This window comes from Nostoc sp. NMS7 (assembly GCF_017115085.1).
In the GTDB taxonomy this organism is placed as follows: domain Bacteria; phylum Cyanobacteriota; class Cyanobacteriia; order Cyanobacteriales; family Nostocaceae; genus Nostoc.
Genome location: NZ_JABXKJ010000112.1, coordinates 1 through 18,174 on the forward strand (window position 1 = coordinate 1; position 18,174 = coordinate 18,174).

At 38.9% G+C, this 18,174-nt stretch carries 22 protein-coding genes, 1 pseudogene and 1 CRISPR repeat array; of the genes and pseudogenes, 10 read left to right on the top strand and 13 right to left on the bottom strand.

Going from position 1 to position 18,174, the window contains the following annotated elements:
* Positions 1-38 precede the first annotated feature (38 nt).
* The 3 genes from HWQ38_RS11700 to HWQ38_RS11710 are packed head-to-tail and all read right to left on the bottom strand — an operon-like array spanning position 39 to position 825.
* On the bottom strand, positions 39-482 hold the full coding sequence (locus HWQ38_RS11700) for a hypothetical protein (RefSeq protein WP_292793456.1): 444 nt from the start codon (positions 480-482) through the stop codon (positions 39-41).
* The gene (locus tag HWQ38_RS11705; protein ID WP_292793459.1) at positions 446-589 is read right to left on the bottom strand and encodes a hypothetical protein; all 144 of its coding nucleotides are present in this window, start codon (positions 587-589) and stop codon (positions 446-448) included. Before HWQ38_RS11705 ends, HWQ38_RS11700 begins: the two co-directional genes overlap by 37 nt.
* Positions 590-594: 5 nt before the next feature.
* Entirely contained in the window at positions 595-825 is a 231-nt protein-coding gene (locus HWQ38_RS11710) for a hypothetical protein (RefSeq protein ID WP_292793461.1), read from the bottom strand.
* Positions 826-1,874: 1,049 nt separating this feature from the next.
* On the opposite strand from HWQ38_RS11710, the gene HWQ38_RS11715 reads away from it, so the two are divergent.
* Positions 1,875-2,024, top strand: a complete 150-nt coding sequence (locus HWQ38_RS11715) for a hypothetical protein (protein WP_292793464.1) — start codon at positions 1,875-1,877, stop codon at positions 2,022-2,024.
* Positions 2,025-2,049: 25 nt separating this feature from the next.
* On the opposite strand, the gene HWQ38_RS11720 is transcribed toward HWQ38_RS11715, so the two are convergent.
* The 6 genes and pseudogenes from HWQ38_RS11720 to HWQ38_RS11745 all read right to left on the bottom strand — a co-directional run bounded on the left by HWQ38_RS11720 (position 2,050) and on the right by HWQ38_RS11745 (position 8,299).
* Positions 2,050-3,534, bottom strand: a complete 1,485-nt coding sequence (locus tag HWQ38_RS11720) for a hypothetical protein (RefSeq protein WP_292793466.1) — start codon at positions 3,532-3,534, stop codon at positions 2,050-2,052.
* Between the two features lie 6 nt (positions 3,535-3,540).
* Entirely contained in the window at positions 3,541-5,043 is a 1,503-nt protein-coding gene (locus tag HWQ38_RS11725; RefSeq protein WP_366933273.1) for a hypothetical protein, read from the bottom strand.
* A 349-nt stretch (positions 5,044-5,392) separates the two neighbouring features.
* Positions 5,393-5,641, bottom strand: a complete 249-nt coding sequence (locus HWQ38_RS40420; RefSeq protein WP_366933274.1) for a hypothetical protein — start codon at positions 5,639-5,641, stop codon at positions 5,393-5,395.
* A 2-nt stretch (positions 5,642-5,643) separates the two neighbouring features.
* Positions 5,644-5,928: pseudogene (locus HWQ38_RS11735) on the bottom strand (RAMP superfamily CRISPR-associated protein); the annotation flags it as partial.
* Positions 5,915-6,598: a hypothetical protein gene (locus tag HWQ38_RS11740; RefSeq protein WP_292793468.1), complete on the bottom strand. Its 684-nt coding sequence runs from the start codon at positions 6,596-6,598 to the stop codon at positions 5,915-5,917. The gene HWQ38_RS11740 and the pseudogene HWQ38_RS11735, both read right to left, overlap by 14 nt.
* A 66-nt stretch (positions 6,599-6,664) precedes the next feature.
* Positions 6,665-8,299, bottom strand: coding sequence for a type III-B CRISPR-associated protein Cas10/Cmr2 (locus HWQ38_RS11745; RefSeq protein ID WP_292793470.1), 1,635 nt, complete (start codon positions 8,297-8,299; stop codon positions 6,665-6,667).
* A gap of 764 nt (positions 8,300-9,063) precedes the next feature.
* On the opposite strand from HWQ38_RS11745, the gene HWQ38_RS11750 reads away from it, so the two are divergent.
* The 7 genes from HWQ38_RS11750 to HWQ38_RS11780 all read left to right on the top strand — a co-directional run bounded on the left by HWQ38_RS11750 (position 9,064) and on the right by HWQ38_RS11780 (position 15,596).
* On the top strand, positions 9,064-11,127 hold the full coding sequence (locus HWQ38_RS11750) for a WYL domain-containing protein (RefSeq protein WP_292793472.1): 2,064 nt from the start codon (positions 9,064-9,066) through the stop codon (positions 11,125-11,127).
* A 67-nt stretch (positions 11,128-11,194) separates the two neighbouring features.
* Positions 11,195-11,745: a CRISPR direct-repeat array (repeat unit 36 nt; unit sequence GTTTCCATTAATTCCACTTCTACAAAGAGAAGCGTC).
* Positions 11,746-12,041: 296 nt separating this feature from the next.
* Positions 12,042-12,305: a CRISPR-associated protein Csx18 gene (gene csx18, locus HWQ38_RS11755; RefSeq protein ID WP_292793474.1), complete on the top strand. Its 264-nt coding sequence runs from the start codon at positions 12,042-12,044 to the stop codon at positions 12,303-12,305.
* A gap of 14 nt (positions 12,306-12,319) precedes the next feature.
* Positions 12,320-13,312, top strand: a complete 993-nt coding sequence (cas1, locus tag HWQ38_RS11760) for a CRISPR-associated endonuclease Cas1 (RefSeq protein WP_292793477.1) — start codon at positions 12,320-12,322, stop codon at positions 13,310-13,312.
* Positions 13,313-13,591 (top strand): CRISPR-associated endonuclease Cas2, encoded by a 279-nt coding sequence (gene cas2, locus HWQ38_RS11765; RefSeq protein ID WP_292793480.1) that lies wholly within the window; start codon positions 13,313-13,315, stop codon positions 13,589-13,591. It begins immediately after the preceding gene.
* A 199-nt stretch (positions 13,592-13,790) separates the two neighbouring features.
* On the top strand, positions 13,791-14,147 hold the full coding sequence (locus HWQ38_RS11770; protein WP_292793482.1) for a nuclease-related domain-containing protein: 357 nt from the start codon (positions 13,791-13,793) through the stop codon (positions 14,145-14,147).
* Positions 14,148-14,195: 48 nt separating this feature from the next.
* Positions 14,196-15,344, top strand: a complete 1,149-nt coding sequence (locus HWQ38_RS11775; protein WP_292793484.1) for a DEAD/DEAH box helicase — start codon at positions 14,196-14,198, stop codon at positions 15,342-15,344.
* A gap of 111 nt (positions 15,345-15,455) precedes the next feature.
* Complete coding sequence (locus HWQ38_RS11780) at positions 15,456-15,596, top strand: hypothetical protein (RefSeq protein ID WP_292793486.1); 141 nt, start codon at positions 15,456-15,458, stop codon at positions 15,594-15,596.
* Positions 15,597-15,610: 14 nt separating this feature from the next.
* Here HWQ38_RS11780 and HWQ38_RS11785 read toward each other — a convergent pair whose 3' ends face one another.
* Entirely contained in the window at positions 15,611-15,784 is a 174-nt protein-coding gene (locus tag HWQ38_RS11785; RefSeq protein ID WP_292793489.1) for a nicotinate phosphoribosyltransferase, read from the bottom strand.
* A gap of 80 nt (positions 15,785-15,864) precedes the next feature.
* Between HWQ38_RS11785 and HWQ38_RS11790 the strand changes: the two genes are divergently transcribed.
* Together HWQ38_RS11790 and HWQ38_RS11795 are read left to right on the top strand one after the other, a co-directional pair.
* Positions 15,865-16,038: a hypothetical protein gene (locus HWQ38_RS11790; protein ID WP_292793492.1), complete on the top strand. Its 174-nt coding sequence runs from the start codon at positions 15,865-15,867 to the stop codon at positions 16,036-16,038.
* 108 nt (positions 16,039-16,146) lie between these two features.
* Entirely contained in the window at positions 16,147-17,181 is a 1,035-nt protein-coding gene (locus HWQ38_RS11795; RefSeq protein ID WP_292793496.1) for an endonuclease NucS domain-containing protein, read from the top strand.
* A gap of 11 nt (positions 17,182-17,192) precedes the next feature.
* Here the strand turns inward: HWQ38_RS11795 and HWQ38_RS11800 are convergent, their stop codons facing one another.
* The 3 genes from HWQ38_RS11800 to HWQ38_RS40430 are packed head-to-tail and all read right to left on the bottom strand — an operon-like array spanning position 17,193 to position 18,009.
* On the bottom strand, positions 17,193-17,396 hold the full coding sequence (locus HWQ38_RS11800) for a hypothetical protein (protein WP_292793499.1): 204 nt from the start codon (positions 17,394-17,396) through the stop codon (positions 17,193-17,195).
* Between the two features lie 32 nt (positions 17,397-17,428).
* The gene (locus HWQ38_RS40425) at positions 17,429-17,743 is read right to left on the bottom strand and encodes a GIY-YIG nuclease family protein (protein WP_366933275.1); all 315 of its coding nucleotides are present in this window, start codon (positions 17,741-17,743) and stop codon (positions 17,429-17,431) included.
* Positions 17,701-18,009 (bottom strand): hypothetical protein, encoded by a 309-nt coding sequence (locus HWQ38_RS40430; RefSeq protein WP_366933276.1) that lies wholly within the window; start codon positions 18,007-18,009, stop codon positions 17,701-17,703. Before HWQ38_RS40430 ends, HWQ38_RS40425 begins: the two co-directional genes overlap by 43 nt.
* Positions 18,010-18,174 lie beyond the last annotated feature (165 nt).

Below are 18,174 nucleotides of genomic sequence, written 5' to 3' on the forward strand. Positions count from 1 at the left end.
CGTCCTCCCCTTTCGGGTTTAGGCTGAACGAATCGCACTCACTCCCCATCCTTTATTTCTAATTGATAAATCCGCATCGATGGGTGTTCCTGCATCATGCGCCAATAGTAGCCTTTTGGCGGTGGCTGCACTTTCCCACCACAGCGATATAAGAAAACTGGCTCACCAGAGCGCACAATTTTTTTAACTGTTTGCTCTCTTGCGGGGTCTGGGTTAGCGTCGTCGTACCAGATAATATGGGATTTCCCCAAATATTCAGCCGCCATTAAACTGGCAAACAGCCATTCCATAACTGATTGAATTTGCTCTTGGCTAACGCCGGAGCTTTGTTGTCCGTAGCATAGAATAGTTGGCTGGGCTGGTTTGGGTTTGAGGAAGTTTAAGAATGTAATGAGACTGGTAAACGCAACTATTACCAGGGTTCCCATTTGATGAGGCGCGATGCCTAGCTTGGGCAAGAAAGTGCGATCGCTGTTTGCCAACTTTGACTCGCTTGATTTTCTCTGGTTAGCTGTGATACTTGCTTCATGGGGATAGTCAAGGGCGATGGAAGATAACTCGCTCTCCGTGGCGCTATCGGCGATCGCACGGCTACTAACTTTGTGTCAATTGTTCTATAAGTTGCAGTAGATTTTTTTCAATTTGCCCAAGAGCTTCTGGGGCAGAGGTTTTATCTATGACATCACTTGCTTTAGGCCAACCATTATAGTACATTTGTATTGACGCAAGAGAGTAAGCCTTATTCCCTGTCTTAAGTGTGGGGATTTTATTTTTTGGGTAAGAATTTTTATATATTATGTATGCTTGAAGGGTGACTTTAGTCATGGATGTATTTGTGACTTTTGTAAGAATATTTTTTTCAATAAAAGAGTTTTAATAATGTGAGGTAGAAACTAAATAATATTCAATATCTGGGAATATCGGCTTTCAATAAGCATCTGATAATTCCGGGAAATTTATGGTTTTCCCTATTTATATAGTTATTTAGGAACTCCTAATAATAGGTAAATTTCTTGGTTAAAAGAATAAGAAAAATGAGCTACTATGATTTTGATGAGCATTTCTGGTCGCCAAAAACTGTCTGTCTTCAATCAAAATCAGAAGATTCTAGCCGAAAATCTTCTTATAAAAACTTAATTAATCTTGTCATAATAATATTGATGTCTGTATGCACAGGCTTGTTAATAACAATTTTATTTAGAATCAGCAATAGCAATCTAGATAGAAATTTTATCAATAGAAATAATGTTGATGGGAATTGCTTGATACTTAAAATTAACAGTGGATTTCAAATTTATTGCTCTAGATTAGACTAATTTTAATAATTAAAAATTCCAAATTAATCGGAGAAACATACGGGAGCATGTGATGGAGGCGATGTCTGCGACGGGCTACGCCTACGCTTTGTTTCGTTGAGATTTCCTCTAAGAAAGAGGGCGACACTTCACTAGCCATAGTCTAGATTGGGCTAGACATCAAGCGCATACTACTAAAAGCGTCACCGATAGCGTAGCGTTAGCGTTAGTGTAGCGGTAGCGAGTCAGCGAGCGTCCGCAGGAGCGTCACAGCCGCTTAAAGTAGACATCGCTTCCCCGTTGCTTTCGTTTCCTCCCTTGTATTTTGGGCGATGCCCAACTCTTAGAGACCCTTCGGCAAGCTCAGGGCATCGCGCTACGCGAACGGCGCAGGCTCAGGGTAAGACCTGCGGTGGTCACTGAGCCTTGCCGAAGTGCGGTAAACTACGCACCTCTACCCCATTTAATCTTTCCTCTGGTGCGGACACTACGTGAACGCTTGTATTTCTATAAGTGCTTTATGTCAGAAGCAATGCAAGTGAAATAATAAACTAGTATGCCTTGCTAGGAGATACAGCCATGACCTACACCATGCATGATGCTTTAGAAGTAGCAAACCTTGCTGCTGCTGATGTTGAGGCTTGGCTGCGCTCCAAACCAGAAACTATTAGCGTTTTTAATGTTGAGGATGATCCAGATTACCAGCGCAGAGATATTGACCTCATTTGAAAGACGCAGAGTCGTATAAAACTCTCTAAGTTTGTAACTCATAATTGCTAATTGCTGCTTGCAATTCCTGTTCCACTTCGTACATGAGACTAGCTTTTTTTAACGAGGTAAATTTTTTTCCAGAAATGAAATTTAAACAACCTAAAACCCTAGTTTGCCACTCATTTTCATTAGTATCACAAGCTTGAAATACTTGATCTTTTGACAAACCTAATAGTTGATGAAATAAGTTATTTCTCTCATCTCTCACATGATTCCATACTTGCTGATTAATATGGATATTGGCTTGTGACTGTGGGCAAGCCTGTTTAAAAATTTGATAAATAAAATCACCATAAAGAGGTTTTACACCTTTAAATTTAAATTTATCAGGCAAATTAATTTCATTGAAAATAGAGTCTCGAATTTTAGGCGATTCATCTTCTTTTGCTGGAATTATATGATGCTGATAGTGCGTTTGTACCCACTTAGAAAGTGTACCCTCTAATGCACGGAAACTATGAAATAACGATTCAACATTATTACCTTGTTTCAGACGTACAACTGCTAAATAAGCTGCTTCATAGCCTGTCCACCACCATTGTTGGATGCGTTCTTGAGCGGATGTACCCCTAGCTTTAGCGAAATCTTCAAATTTGGCACAATTCCAGGAAGTAGCCATTGTCAGCAATTCACTAATTCTCTGTTCTTGATAATTTAATGTTTCTTCTCTGTTTTTCCAAATATTAGTTAATATTTTTTGAACACCTGAATAGTCATAACGCTCTAATAATGCTTTAGCTTCCTGTAATTTAATTCCTTTTAAATAATTTGAACTGGGAATATGAACAGGATTACCTTGTTCATACTCATTGCTTACTAAAAAATCAACTTGCTTATTAAATTTTGCTAGAGTTGTAAACTGAATTGCTGAAGATATTGCAGGAGTCCCAGCTTGATGACTTACATAAATTTTGGCAATTTCATTAACTTCTAAAGTAGATATTTTTTGATTAACTAATATCAAGCATTCATTCCAATTATCAAGACCTTGTTCTTTGGACTCTGGCTTTAGTTCTAAATATTTGATGTCTTCTTTAGGTTTCAGTTGAGGAATTTTTTTTTGAAAATACGTCTCTAAGATTGGTTGAATTGTGCAGGTATCTTGCCAATAAGGACATTTATAATCCATTCTCTCTTTGGAAAAAACATTTTCTTGATTGGTTAAAATAACAATAACTTTATCAGGCTGCTTTTTGCCTTGTAAATATTGAGTGAAAGTATCAAGTAGAGGAAAGTGTAAATCATTGTAAGTTTCATCGTCTAAATCAGAACTATAAACCATGCCCATAACTCTTGCAGGAACAGTATAAGGCTCTTCAACATGAGCATTTTTCAGACGAAATGGCTCAAACAAATGATTAGATAGTTGGCTCCTCACAACTCTATAACGTTTCTGCCATTTATTCTTATCATAATTATGTTTTAGCTGTACATCACTGTTACCAGTTGTTACAATCCAAATATTCATAGTTAACTAACCTCTAGGAAATATTTTGAGAAATTTTGTATCGTCATTCAAAAATTGTAAAAATTCTTGCGTGTTTTGAGAGTCATCAGGAAAGATTGTTAGCAACTCTACATATTGATTAGTTCTTTCTAAGTTTCCATCTTTTATGACATATCTGGGATACATTCGATGCCAAATACGTCCTACCTTAGTCGGATTAATTTTACCTGTTAAATCTGTTCTTTTGATGGTTTTATTATTTGAATAAGCTCCATGAAACCATTCGATAGCTTCGCTAGTTTTACCAATTCTTCCCCATACTTGTACTTTATTTGGATGCCAAGCTTCTCGCCAAGTTTCAACGTAATTAACATTTGGTAATTCCAATAAATTAATTAAATTTTGTCGAATATCTTGTATAAATTTAGATATATTGCCAGTGTCTAGTTTTGCACAAGTTAAATATAACTCCTCTGATTCTTCTGTAAATTCCCAATGACAACCAATCATAGGTTTATCATGGTTATCGAAATATTTAGGGTAAAATATCCGATGATCAACTCTCCGCCAAGATTTACCAAATCCTCCTAATAATACAGAAAATTTAATTATTTGAGTGAGAATTCTTTTAAGTTTAGTTTTTTCTTGATTAGAATTACCGATATAAAGAATATCTAATTTTCCTGCTTCTAAGTCATAAGTAGACATAGAAACTGGTCTTTTCGCAGGAGGATTATATGTGTGTTTACCTATGTTAAGTTCTTCAGCAATAAAATTAATACCTAACTTTCCGATAAAAGTACCATTGTCAATTCCTCCCCAAAGTTCTTGAGTAATTCTTTTCGCTGTTTCTTCATCAGTAATACCCCCCAGTAATCTTAGAGTATGTCCCCTTAATACTGCTTTAAACATATTGGGGCGAAATTCTGGAGTTTTATTTAATAATTTAGAAGTTAATCCCTGTCCACAGAGATGAACAGAAAGGATGACTTTATCTGTATTTTCAAGACTTTCAGTAAAATGACCATAACCAGCGCTGACTCTAGACCCAATTCCGATTCCTAAAGCTTTTTCCCAAATATCCCAAATCTTTTTCCATTCTGATGGTTCTAAATGTTTAGTGCTGGAAATACCAAATACTAATGTAGTTCCATAAAGAGATATTTGAGGATTGGCTGTAGTGGTAAAATCATCTTCTACTTGGCGGTTTTGTTGGGAATGAACGATATCAACTAGGCGGCCTTTATTTCCCCAAGACATATCTACAGGATATGCACCATGAAAGCGCAAAATTCCTGGTTTAGTTTTGGTTTGTCCGTTTTCGGTAATTTCTTTACCACAATATTCTCCTTGCAGTTCCTTTGGACAAACTCTTAGGAATGCACCTTTCATACTTGAACCTGGATAAAAAGGGAATCCCTTAGCAGCAATAACAGGTCTAATAAAACCTTCATCTTGTCCACTGTTGGTCAATAAACGCCAGTTAATCGTATATTCCTTCGTTTGAACTTGACGACCGAATCCAGGCATTTTGACTGGGGATTGAGTTTGATTCTGTTTCCACAAAGGAACGTTTTCTTCTACAGCAGCAGGAACGGGAGGACAACTTTTTAGCCACTGTTCAACCCATTAATAAACTGTTTGCGATTCAGCAGAATAGTGTATTTTACCACGATTTGGTAATTGAGCTTGAAACATCAAGGGAATGCGATCGCTATCTGGCATTTTATTCTCCTTCCTCACTAGTTCCAGCAGTACGAATGGGTTTATAACGTTGAGTCCACCACACCATACATTCGCAAAGTTGCGTTAGTACAGCTAAAGTAACTTTGCGTTGTTCTATGGGTAAATTCCATAGTTCATCTGCTATTTCTCGAATTTATCTATCTGAATCAGTAGGAAGTTTAATACCAGTTTGGGAGACAATTTCTGCTAGTTTATTCCAAGTCTCTTTCCAATAATCTGCTTTTACTCCTTGTAACCGCAAATGTTCTCCCCAAAATCGTTCTAGACCATAAACTACAGTCATACGCATTTTGTAAGCCTGAGTGAGTGCATCTTTATGCTGACTATGCTTACTAACTAAATCGTGAGCTTCCTGATCTAACTTGTATAATTCTAAAGCCATATTTATATCTCCTTGAAGGTTAATATACAATGTCCAAAACCAATAGATTCTAATCCTCCTAGATAAATTTCATCGCTATGATTGTTATCAAATGGTTGCCATTTCTTACCTTCTTTGTCTTCTTTAAGTGCAATAGGAAAAGCTAAGATAGTTTCTTCCGGTAATGCTTCCGTATTAAAAAAAGCCTTGTCTTTAGCTTTTTTTTCTGTTTTATCTAATGCCACCCGAGTCTGACGATATAACGCCATATCATGAATCATAGCTATTTCATCATCAGCAACAATGACTTAAAAGCTCTAAAATTGGGCTGTCATCAGGTAGTTCAAAACTATTTATTTCCACAATATGATTTTCACCACCAAATCTATACCAACCATCAGGTAAAGCATGAGTAGATAAATAAACTAAGCAATACTCTGGGTCTAGCTGTACAGAATATTCTAGGAATAATCCACCTTTTGCATCATCTATTTTTAGAGTGCATCTTTCATCATCTTTTAGATGAGGATGTAATACAGATACAAATTGCCAAGGAGATTTTTCTGCGTACCCATTACTCCGAATTTCCTCTGCTGTATGATTCCAAAAATTTATTCTTTGCCATTGATAATAAGGTTCTAGTTTTGAGTTGTTATTGTGCCATTGTCTATTTCTAATTTGCCATTCACTGGAATCGTTCTCAGCTATAATTTTAGTCCAGGGTATTGGTACATAAAAATATTCTGGATTCTCCCATTTTGCCCAAAATGAACCCGCTACATATAAATTATTACTTAATTGTTCTTCGTCCCATAACTTCTGAGCTTGGTTAACACTAAAAAATAATCCAGATAGGGTAGCGGCTTCTGGAGGAAACTTAGAACCGGAACGTCCTACTAAGTTTTCAGGTGATAGAAATGCCCCTGCACTGCCATACATAAACCCTAAAGGATTGATGAGAATTAAATATTTGAACATAAGTAGGTCGGTGTGAATATTTATCATCAGGATAAGGCAGGAGGCAGAAGGGAAGAGGGTTTTAGTCTACTTTACTTTTACTAATATAGTTTGGTTTTTCCCCGTCGTTCTACATAAATGCCATCCTATATGAATTAAACCATAAATCCATTTTATTAGTTCAAGATTATTTGATTTACCAACTATTTGTTCTTGGTTATCTTCTAAATATTGTTTCTGTTGGTCAAAGTAAAGATTGAAAATATTTAATGCTATACGCTCATCAACATTATTGTCTTTAGCTTTCAAATTTATAGCATGACGAGCTTTCAATTGGGCTAAATCACTATAAACATGAGTCCAATTTGGTAAATCTTTTTCATCACGTCCTTTACATTCCCATTCAGCAAAGGTTTTACCATCTCTATCTCTATACTTAATTAAAATATGCAAATAATCCCAAGGACAAGTCCACTGCACATATTGACCACTATTAAAAACTACCCGAATAGTGACTCTATTTCTTCCTAATGATTTAGCTACTTTTTCTGCTTCTCGACAATGTTGTAAAACGTCTCGTTGGGGTACACTACCTGCAACCCAAACAAAGCCAACACTAACAGTAATATCCTGTCCATGTTCTTTCCATTTGTCGTTTAATGTCATTAACCATTCAAAAGCTTTTAATGGTGAAATAGGCTCATTAGGATTTTTACTATAAATAATCCCTAAGAAATCATCACCACCAGCATAAACGACTCTACCTAATTTTTCACGTAAATTGAATTTATCACCAAATTGCTTTCCCCAATCACGCATTGCATGACTAAATTTTTTAATTTTAAAGTTTTTAATTTCTTTATCACGATTATCTTTTGCAGCTAAATCTTTTAAATGATCTCCAACTTTGTCACCATCTCCCATAAACCAACCTGTCCATTGTCCAGGTGTATTTTCAGTTGGTTTACGCTGAATTTCTTTAAAGCCTTTTTCTAGTGGTTCTATATCAAGTTTTTCTTGAATTTCATGCCATGTAACTAAACGTTTTACTAATTCTGGAATACTCAGTTTTTCCTTAGGCGCAATAAATTTGCCTTCCGGTGTTTCTGATTCTTCCTGAGTTATTTCTGCTAGTTTTGCATAAAAATATTCAATTTCTTTCTTCTCGGAATGATAGGTTAAAGATTTAGGATTACGAGTTTCTGCACCCAAACCAGGAAAAGCGATCGCATCTGTACCAGTTAAGCTAGAACTTTCTCCAATCCAGTTAACAGCAGTCCAAGCACGGGAGAGTTTGTTGGTTTCTAGTTTCTCCATTGCTTCTGTAATAGTTTCACCACTTCCTTGAAATATTTCCCAAGTGTGGCTGCCCCAAAGTGTCCACTCCCTTTCCCAATGGTATTTATCTGATATTTTCTCTTCTATCCAACAACGACAAACTTTTAAAATGTCCTTCCAAGCAGAGAGTAAAATTGCTTTGGCTTGCTCCTTGCTAACAACCCCTTTAATGAGAATGCGATTAGGCATCCCTTTCTGTAAATTATGACTGGCTGGAGAAATCACTTCTAATTCAGGTGGTTTATGAAACTCCTGTACTAGCTGTTGACTCAGATAGGAGAGAATCAGAGATGCACCATACAAGTCTCGGAGTTTACGGGATTTCTCGATAAACCCTTGCACCGGAGCAAAGGTTATTGCTGTATATTTGGCCACGTTTACCATAGTTGCTGGATGCGGTCTTGTCTAAATTACAGTAGAATTTTGAGTTTTTATTCAGTAGTTATACTTTGTAATAATTATCGATTTTGGCAATTATGAGTTATGTAACACTGGGCGAATTACTGTGACTTTTATATCTTGCTGGAAAATTTGAGGATGTAAATACCTTTTCATGCGAATGACGAAATTTTTTTAATTGTGTTGAGTGTTTGTGAGATGATTTATCGGGCTACGCCCCGCAACTCTTGGAGACGCTCCGCGTAGCTTGCTTAAGAGCAGGGGTACGCTAACACGCTCCAGACGTAGAGAGGATGAGAGTTTTAGATGTTCATCGACACCACTCGCCAAATCGCCGAAACCCTATATTTTTCGTTAAGTGGTGTCGATTGCTTACTGGGTAAGGATTTGAGGTATGCGTGTTGTCCAATTTCACATAAGATATATAATGTTTTTTAGAGTGGTGTCGATTTGGTGGCTGAAAGCCTTACGGGGCAAAGGCTCCCAGACGAACTCCCTACCGATTGGGTTAAATCGGAATTAATGGAAACGGCACATTTCTCATAGTCATCTGAAATGTACACGTAGCCCTACCGATTGGGTTAAATCGGAATTAATGGAAAACAATGCCATTATTTTGCTTCTCAAAGAGAGAAGCAAAATTAATTAAACCCTTCATTAATACTGTCGTCATTCGCTTGAAAAGCCTAGACAACAAACAAATAACAGTTAAAAGTTAAAGTAGAAAAACTTTTAACCTTGAACTCCTTATGATCTGTCACTTCCTCATCGGTATCCCCGGTAGCGGGAAATCCACTTTCGCCGCCGAATTAGCAAAACTGGGGAATTATCGCATCATCTCCACTGACGCAATTCGTCAGCAACTCTATGGAGATGCAAGTATTCAAGGTGAGTGGTTAGAGGTAGAGGAGAAAGTTCTCTCTGAAATTGTGGGTGCGATCGCTCAAGGTAACTCCGTAATCTATGATGCTACTAATGCCAAACGTGTATGGCGGATGGATTTGCTAAGGAAGTTCATTGCTTCCCTACCCCAGTATGGGGATAAAGTTATGTGGATGGGGTGGTATTTGCAAACCCCGATTGCAACTTGCAAGACTTGGAATCAAAAGCGCGATCGCCAAGTTCCAGAGATAATAATTGAGAATATGCACAAATCTCTGCAAGAGTTTTTGCCAGTAGCAGCAGAAGGTTTTGCAGTAGTCAAAGTAATTGATGTCACTTCTTGCAACTTTGATACTCAACAAATTCAAAACCAAATCCAACAGCTTGGGCGCACCCTTACCAATCGTGCTAATCGCAATCGTCATATTACTTTACATTCCTACAGTAAGCTGCTGGACTTTGAGCGGCTAATGCATCTAATTTCTTTAATCATTCGCTATCCAGGGATGGGAAATTTGCAAATCACTAACCCCAGTCTGCTAGAAAGCATTTTTGGTCATGTTCCTCACTTTGCTAGTTCCATAGAAGAAGTTACCGCTTTAATAGGTAAATTGTGCGGCACAATCTATGCTGATGCTGGGGCGATCGCATCTGACTTAGACTGGTTACAGCAAAATTTACTGATTGGGGCTAATACTATTGCTTCCTCTTCTCCCATTACCCCACCACTTCATCACTCCATTACGCCATCTTCCTTTGTGAATCATGGCTATTCCGACTTCTACACATTCCAGAGGTTAGTACAAATAATTCGTTTTATTCTTCATCATCCATTCTTGGAAGATACAGGCAAGGGAAGTTTGCCAAATCTTGTATCTGCACTTCAACAGAAAGGCATTATTGATGGTGATAGCTTAGATACTGTTCGCAAGGACATTGAAAAGGTTCTTAAGCCTTATAAAATATTGCCAGAATTTCCTCTTAGAGACGGCTACTTCGCGGGGACGGCGATTTTATCAACATACGAGTTAATCAAAGTGTTTGACGTTCTCCAGTCTCAAGCTAAAAGTCTGAATGACCCCGTAGCGTTGGAGATTTATGAAACTTTTGCTATGCGGATGGCACAAAGTAAATTGGGCGTGAGTAAGGTATATCCGGTGCGGGCGATCGCAAACCGCAATATGGTTGATCCAGAGTTTTTACCGTTAGATGCGCTGTCTAAGAACTTACAGCGAGTTGAGGAGGCAATAGTTAAGGGAGAACTATTGGAATTGAATCGCTTTCCGGGTGGTGGCAAGTTTGCACTAGACGAAGAAGGTTTTTTTCTAGCATTTCCCTTGCAAATCGTCTTCTGTAACCAAGCATGGTATTTGGGTTACGAATGTGAAGGAGGAAAGTATGCCGGACTTTTCCGTTTTGAACGTTTGGATAGATTGTTTATAGGTCAACTTCAAAAAAGAGTACGTTCAAGACAAGAACAAGAAAAGTCATTACAGAATTTACAAAAACTTTATGCTGCTAGCCCTGGTATTTTTATTGGGTATAGTGCAAGTGACCAGCAGAAGTTTCTCAGTCATAGTAAACAAGAAAATTCCCAGGTTTGTGTGACAATAGAGTTGTGGTTTAATGATGCTATATTTCGATTTATCACTGAAGGTACTAAAAGATTTTCATCACAGCAAATGAAAATGTCTTCACCTGTAAACAACGGAAGATTAACGTTGCCAAAGTCGATTTTTTGCCTGAAAAAAACGAAAGATAAATGCTTTTCTAATCGCTTTCAAGTTGTATTACCTAAATGGTATTTGGGTGATGTAGAGTTTCTGCGGTGGATTGTTGGTTTTGGCGGTAATGTGAAGGTTGTACAACCAGAGGAATTGGTAGCTAAGGTTAAGGAAATTGGTGAAGCGATTTTAGCAGTTTATAAATAACAATAAATAATCAAATATCTTTCAGAATCTTTCAAAAGGTCGGAATATAAACATTCCGACCTTTTGCGTTTCCATTAATTCCACTTCTACAAAGAGAAGCGTCTTTATGCTCGGTATCTAACACTTAGACAATACGATCGTCGTTTCCATTAATTCCACTTCTACAAAGAGAAGCGTCACCACGACCACTATTGCGAGTCGGTAAGAAAAACACCGTTTCCATTAATTCCACTTCTACAAAGAGAAGCGTCTGTTCTAAGCTTTTGATAATGGTATTTAAACCAACGTGTTTCCATTAATTCCACTTCTACAAAGAGAAGCGTCTTCTGAGTGAATCAGCAATAGACAAGTTTTGGCTTGCGTTTCCATTAATTCCACTTCTACAAAGAGAAGCGTCCCGTGACTACCGGAGATATTTGGAGATTTGGTACGTATAGTTTCCATTAATTCCACTTCTACAAAGAGAAGCGTCATCAGTATACTCTTCCATAATTGTTTCGGACTTAAGTTTCCATTAATTCCACTTCTACAAAGAGAAGCGTCGTCGTCAACCTGTCGTCGGCGGGCGCCTTCCCCGGCAGCGTTTCCATTAATTCCACTTCTACAAAGAGAAGCGTCCCCCTCTTATTAAACCCCTGACTGTGCCTGATGTCCAGATGCCATTTGCGACGGGGTATATACCTACAGCCAAATTCAACCATAATACATAGGCATCAAAACGCTGTAACCCTTACTGGAAAAGACATCGGCGGGGTCAACGAGAGAATAAGCATTTACAGCTTTTGCCGACCCCGCCGCAGAGAAAGTAGAAGAATATTAAAAATTCGTCATTCGCATGAAAACTCTAGCATGATCCCACATCAGCCTCTACCTTAAGACATAGAACAAATTCACCAACACCATTACATCCATCTATGTATATATCTTCTCGTGCAGCATTAGTTCGCAACCTTGGTGTCGCCTTACTCAACGGCACTATTACACTAATTATCCTGTTAATTGCACCACTAGGACTAGCAGCAGTAATTATTAACACAATTTTGGTTACAATAGCCAGCTTTGTCAACGCTACAGCAGGTGATGCTGTAGTGAATTTTTTACAACCATCCCAAATTAAAACGTTGCTAGCCGAAATCATTTCCCAACAGTCACAACTGACCAAAGAAAGTAAAAAGTAACTAACAATATTTTTATGCGTACACTCTACGTTTCCCGACAAGGTTGTTATATCACACTCAAAGCCGAAACCCTTATTATCAAACAAGGAGAAACTATTCATGGCGAAGTACAATTACCATTCCTGGAACAAATACTAATATTTGGTAAATCTCAAATCACTACCCAAGCTATTCGTACTTGTTTATGGCGAGATATCCCCATCGCCTACCTATCCCGGATGGGATACTGCTATGGTCGGCTCATGCCAATTGAACGAGGATATCGTCAATTATCTCGTTATCAGCAACAATTAACAGCAATTGAACGCTTGTTAGCAGCTAGAAAAATTGTCCAAGCCAAACTCAAAAATAGCCGCACATTTTTACTCCGACAACAACGGCGTAACCCATCTGAGACGGCTGAAATTGCCATCAAAAGTTTAGAGGTTCTGGGGCAAAAATCAGGAGAAGCTGAAACGATAGAGCGATTGATGGGATTAGAAGGGGCTGGTGCAGCACAATATTTTTCAGCCTTTGGTGAATGTTTGAATAATCCCGATTTTGTATTCTTAGCGCGTAGCCGCCGTCCCCCAGGAAATCCAGTGAATGCCATGCTGAGTTTTGGCTACCAAATCCTATGGAATCATTTGTTGACACTAATTGAACTTCAGGGATTAGACCCTTACTACGCTTGTCTACATCAAGGTACAGAACGCCATGCAGCCCTTGCTTCCGATTTAATAGAAGAATTTCGCACCCCAATTATTGATTCTCTGGTATTGTGGCTAATCAATACCAAAGTCATGAATACTCAAGAAGACTTTGAATATCATGATAGCGGCTGTTACCTGAATAACGTTGGTCGTGCAAAATATATTAAATATTTTTTACAGCGTTTAGACGAAGAAGTGCAAAATGCTAAAGGAGAAAAACAACCTCGTTGGGATTTAATGACACAGCAAATTAAAGCTTTTAAAGATTTTATTTATCAGCCTAGCCAACTATATAAGCCTTATCAAATTCGTTGAATGCTATTTTATGTAATAGTATATGATATACCCTGTGATAAAAGACGCAAAAAAGTATCTGATTTATTAGAAGGATATGGCCAACGAGTACAATATTCAGTATTTGAATGTGTTCTGGAACAAAAAAAATATAATGAACTCAGAAAAAGACTCCATAAACAAGTGAAAGTTTTAGAAGATAGCGTGCGGTTTTATCCTTTAAGCAGACATACATTTAACCAAATCGAAACTTGGGGAGAACCACCAATCACAGAACTTCCAGGCTCAACCATCATTTAATATCGCCTCAAGCAATGGTCTACACCTCACGCCCAGGAGGTCGCTCAAAGTTAGATTGAACTCCTTGTTTTGTTAAAACTAATTACCCCCATTCTTATGGGAAAACTAGCAATAGCAGCGATCGCCCCCGCCAAATTCTTAGAGGAAACCCCAGGCAGACATCGCCCTCCTTAAAAACCCGTGTAAACATCTACCATTTATGACTACTCTAATTCCTTCATTTAATAGTTGCTCAATGCGGATGACCCTCGGTGAGAGGAGGTTAGCGCAGCGCTTAGAGGAGAAATTAGAGGATGATTATTTACTTTGGTATGACGTACCAGTAGGTAAGAAGCAGTTGCACCCAGATTTTATAGTGCTGCACCCTAGCCGGGGCTTGTTCATTCTGGAGGTGAAAGACTGGAAGTTAGACACTATTCAAAATATCAACCCCTCCACAGTCACACTGCTTACTGAAGATGGAATAAAGGAAGTTAAGCACCCACTACAACAAGCCAGAGATTATGCCCTAGCAGTCAACAAGATGCTAGAAAAAGATTCTCTTTTGGTGCAGTAAGAAGGTAAATATCAAGGTAAACTGGTTATTCCCTACGGTTACGGCGTGGTGTTCACCAACATCAACCGCAAAGATTTTAACAACAGTGGACTACCAGAAGTATTTGAGGAAAACTTAGTTATCTGCAAAGATGAAATGCGCCCAAGCACAGATGCAGGGGAATTTCAGCAGCGAATTTGGGATTTATCGGCATATCAATTTGGCAAGACACTCACCAGGAGTCAAATTGACAGAATCCGTTGGCACATCTTCCCAGATTTACGCATTACTGCCAAACAGTTATCTTTGCTTGAGTTAGAAACCGCGGCCACTGAAGAAGAATCGCCGCAGCTGCAAATCCCCGACATTCTCAGGATTATGGACTTGCAACAGGAACAGTTGGCACGGAGTCTAGGTGATGGACATCGGGTAATTCATGGCGTGGCTGGTTCAGGAAAAACCATGATTTTAGCCTACCGTTGTCAACACCTTGCACAAGTTGGAAATAAACCAATTTTGGTGCTGTGCTTCAACGTTTCCCTAGCTGCCAAGCTCCGGCAAACTATCCAAGATAAAAACAAAGTCAGTCGCATCAAGGTACGACATTTTCATGGGTGGTGCATGGATTTACTCAGAAAGTATGACATCCCCAGACCCGACCCTAGAGAGTATCAAGGTGAAGCTTATATAGAAGAACTGGTTCAAAGAGTAATTACAGGTGTCGATGCCCAGTTAATACCTGCTGGCACGTATGGCGCTGTCATGCTGGATGAGGGACACGACTTTAAACCAGAGTGGTTAAAGTTAATTGCCCAGATGGTCAACCCCGAAACCAATTCTTTGCTTATCCTCTATGATGATGCCCAAAACCTTTACGGAGGAGAACGCACTAAAAAATTTAGCTTTAAGAGTGTAGGTATTCAGGCACAGGGACGCACCACTATTTTTAAACTCAACTACCGCAACACAGAACAGGTGTTAGGGGTAGCCTATGAATTTGCTGCATATGTGATGACCCCTACCACTGGGGATGATGACCAAGTAGTATTGTTAGAACCCGCTAGTGCAGGAAGACAGGGAGCAATACCAGATTTAATTAAACTCCCCACTTTTCAGCATGAGGTAGATTATCTAGCCGATAGAGTGCAACAATTACACGAGCGAGATATCCCCTGGAACGAAATAGCAATTATCTATTTTTTGAGAGCAGCTTTTTAACAGCCAAAGCGTAGCTTGCCGTCGTAGACATCGCACATAATTCTTAGAGGAAAGGAGCGATCGCTCCTCAGAATTCACCAACCGTCTTGAGTCAGCATTAGGTAAAGTAGTTTGATTGCGATCGCCAAATTCTTAGAGGAAAATAAGCGATCGCCCATCCAAGCAAGGAAATATATTAGTAGAAGCGATCGCCGCCGGCAAGCAATGCGATCGTTCGCTCAGATTGTTGGGCAACAAGGTGAGCTAACTTAATTGGTATTAACAGATTAATGATGTTTGTGTTTCCCGTGATGCTTGCCCTCTTTCCAAGGTTCGCCAGAAAAAGGTTGTACGCCAACTGCTGGATAGCTGTCATGATTAGGACTGAATACTTCGAGTGCAGCTTCAGTCACATATCCCAACGTTTGTTCTAAACTAGAAATACCAAATTTAATAGACATTTCACGAAATTCTTTACGCGAGATATTATTACTTTAAGCAAGCTATTATGTCAGTGATATTTCATTGAGAAGATAATCCTGTGTCAATTGAAGAAGAATTCACCTATTCTGAAATCCATGTATTCAATACACTAACTACCATGTCTGGGAAAGGATTTGGACAACGCCAACCTACAAAAATCGATAAACTAGTTGAATCTGCGGTGCGTTATTGCCACAAGCGACACCCAGAAGCCCTAGATAAAATAAGTTAGAAAAGCTCAGGAATTTAGAGCAGCAAGGATTTTAGTTTTTTGTCCAATAATTACGAGCGCCTTATGCCATAATATTCAGTACTCTATTAATATTGCAGTAACGAAGATATGCTAGCTGGTGCAGCACTACGTAAAACAGGTTCTAGTTGGGAATTTGCATCAGAAGCAGCATTAGAAGATTTTGTTTGGGATAACCTACAGCAATTATCAGGCTTAAAACCTTTAAAACGACAGTATGCTGTTAAGGGCGAAATCTGCGATATCTTAGCACTTAACGACACGAGACAATTAGTAATTTTAGAACTCAAAAATACTCAAGATAGATATGTTGTCCAGCAATTAACTCGCTACTACGATAACTTACTAGACGAGAAAGCATTTCAAGAGCAAATTGATTACAGTCAGCCTGTCCGGTTACTTGCGATCGCACCCTCATTTCACAAACATAATCTGATTGACCGCAAACACACAAAGTTGATAGTCGATTTTTTGCAGGTTACTATTACTCAGATTAATCAAAACTTTCAATTACAACTGCAAGATACTGATACTAATCAAACTTGGTCAATTCCGATTCACTATCAGGAACTTGATATTAGCAGTACATCAAGCAATATTCTAGAACCACCGCAATTACTTTTAGATTGGCTTGGTGCTTGCACTGGAGAAGAACAACAAGCAATTCTTAAACTTAGAGAGAAAATTCTGAGTTTTGATGGGCGAATTAAAGAAGAAATTGAAGGTAAAAATACCATTAGATATGGCAGAGGTAAGGCTAAACCAGTAGTTGAGTTATGTTTTCAAAGAAAGATTAATAAACCAGTCATATTTCTATGGCTACCTACTCCAAGCTCATTATTATTTACACAAAGAAGACAAGTGATTGGCAGAATGAGGCTGTGGATGGATGGATCTGTTGTTACCCATGTTGGTCATATACCAGAAGGTTTCGGTCGGATGAGGCTGCAATCTGAATGGGATGCCATGCCACGAGAAAAAAGACCCAGAAATTTGTATTGGAGCCTTTCTTATAAATCATTTTCTCCTGTGGTAATTAACACTTATAAGGAGTTAATTCCAAATCCTGATTCCCTAGAGTCATTAGCAGATTTAGCACTTGGAAAGTGGTTAGCGAGAATATAAATTATTCTGATTTAGTCATCTGGAAATTGCCAAGATGAAATACTTTCTACATCTTTGCTACTGCATTGAATACAAGTAACATCAAATGCTGAATCCATCCACTCATAACCGCAAGCATGACAATGACAGAAAATATTATTGCGGTTGGCATCTTTTATACCCTGATGCCATTGCTGTAGTTGCTCAGGATTTTGAAAAGGAAAATTATCAGACATTCTAGTAAGCCTCTTCTCGTCACAAAAAAAGTTTATCCAAACGGTTGCCCCCAGCGCTCCCAGTTTTCTTTGTTAAAGGGCGATCGCCACTTCAAAATTAAACTCAATTCCAACTCCTGCCGTGCGCGTCGGTCTGTGGGAGTGTTCCACCAAAACGCGATGTTAACTGCTGTCTGAATCCCATAGCGATAATGTAAATCCTGGTAACTGGCGATGTAATCTTTACAGGCGTGTATACCCTTCCAGCGCTTGTTAGAGCAGCACGTCTCACCCACATACAGCACAAGAGAAGCAGCAGAGTCAATTATGAAATAGATACACGCATCGCCGGGGCAAGAAGCTGGCATTCTCCAAAAAGAGAGCGATGCCTACGGGGGCTACGCCTACGCACCTGTAACTGCAACGGATCAATCCGGTCTGGGTCGTAGTGTTTTGGTGCAAGGTTAAACAGTGTCGCCTGCTCAGGTGGCTTGGTTTCCCTCACCCGTTGCTGATACTCAAATATTTGCGCTTTCCACTTCACCAGGGCATCAGCACTCATCACCAGTGTTTCTGCTCTACGTGCTGGTGTGAGGGTCAAATCTGAGAATAGGTTTAGCTGATTAAGTTCCAAGATCATCACTGGGAGTTACTTTCGCAGTAGATTATCCCCCAGAACTGAGCGTTAATTGATTTGCAAGAAGCGATCGCTAGCTAACGGGAAAGCCACAAGCCTGAATTTTTATCTTTTCTAGCCCAAACACTTAAGTAATTGAGTTAAGTAATTAAGTAAACAACA

Coding starts and splice junctions, on each gene's coding strand:
- HWQ38_RS11710 (WP_292793461.1), bottom strand. CDS start 825: ATGACTAAAGTCACCCTTCAAGCATACATAATATATAAAAATTCTTAC.
- HWQ38_RS11715 (WP_292793464.1), top strand. CDS start 1,875: ATGACCTACACCATGCATGATGCTTTAGAAGTAGCAAACCTTGCTGCT.
- HWQ38_RS11720 (WP_292793466.1), bottom strand. CDS start 3,534: ATGAATATTTGGATTGTAACAACTGGTAACAGTGATGTACAGCTAAAA.
- HWQ38_RS11725 (WP_366933273.1), bottom strand. CDS start 5,043: ATGCCTGGATTCGGTCGTCAAGTTCAAACGAAGGAATATACGATTAAC.
- HWQ38_RS40420 (WP_366933274.1), bottom strand. CDS start 5,641: ATGGCTTTAGAATTATACAAGTTAGATCAGGAAGCTCACGATTTAGTT.
- HWQ38_RS11740 (WP_292793468.1), bottom strand. CDS start 6,598: ATGTTCAAATATTTAATTCTCATCAATCCTTTAGGGTTTATGTATGGC.
- HWQ38_RS11745 (WP_292793470.1), bottom strand. CDS start 8,299: ATGGTAAACGTGGCCAAATATACAGCAATAACCTTTGCTCCGGTGCAA.
- HWQ38_RS11750 (WP_292793472.1), top strand. CDS start 9,064: ATGATCTGTCACTTCCTCATCGGTATCCCCGGTAGCGGGAAATCCACT.
- csx18 (WP_292793474.1), top strand. CDS start 12,042: ATGTATATATCTTCTCGTGCAGCATTAGTTCGCAACCTTGGTGTCGCC.
- cas1 (WP_292793477.1), top strand. CDS start 12,320: ATGCGTACACTCTACGTTTCCCGACAAGGTTGTTATATCACACTCAAA.
- cas2 (WP_292793480.1), top strand. CDS start 13,313: ATGCTATTTTATGTAATAGTATATGATATACCCTGTGATAAAAGACGC.
- HWQ38_RS11770 (WP_292793482.1), top strand. CDS start 13,791: ATGACTACTCTAATTCCTTCATTTAATAGTTGCTCAATGCGGATGACC.
- HWQ38_RS11785 (WP_292793489.1), bottom strand. CDS start 15,784: ATGTCTATTAAATTTGGTATTTCTAGTTTAGAACAAACGTTGGGATAT.
- HWQ38_RS11795 (WP_292793496.1), top strand. CDS start 16,147: ATGCTAGCTGGTGCAGCACTACGTAAAACAGGTTCTAGTTGGGAATTT.
- HWQ38_RS11800 (WP_292793499.1), bottom strand. CDS start 17,396: ATGTCTGATAATTTTCCTTTTCAAAATCCTGAGCAACTACAGCAATGG.
- HWQ38_RS40425 (WP_366933275.1), bottom strand. CDS start 17,743: ATGCCAGCTTCTTGCCCCGGCGATGCGTGTATCTATTTCATAATTGAC.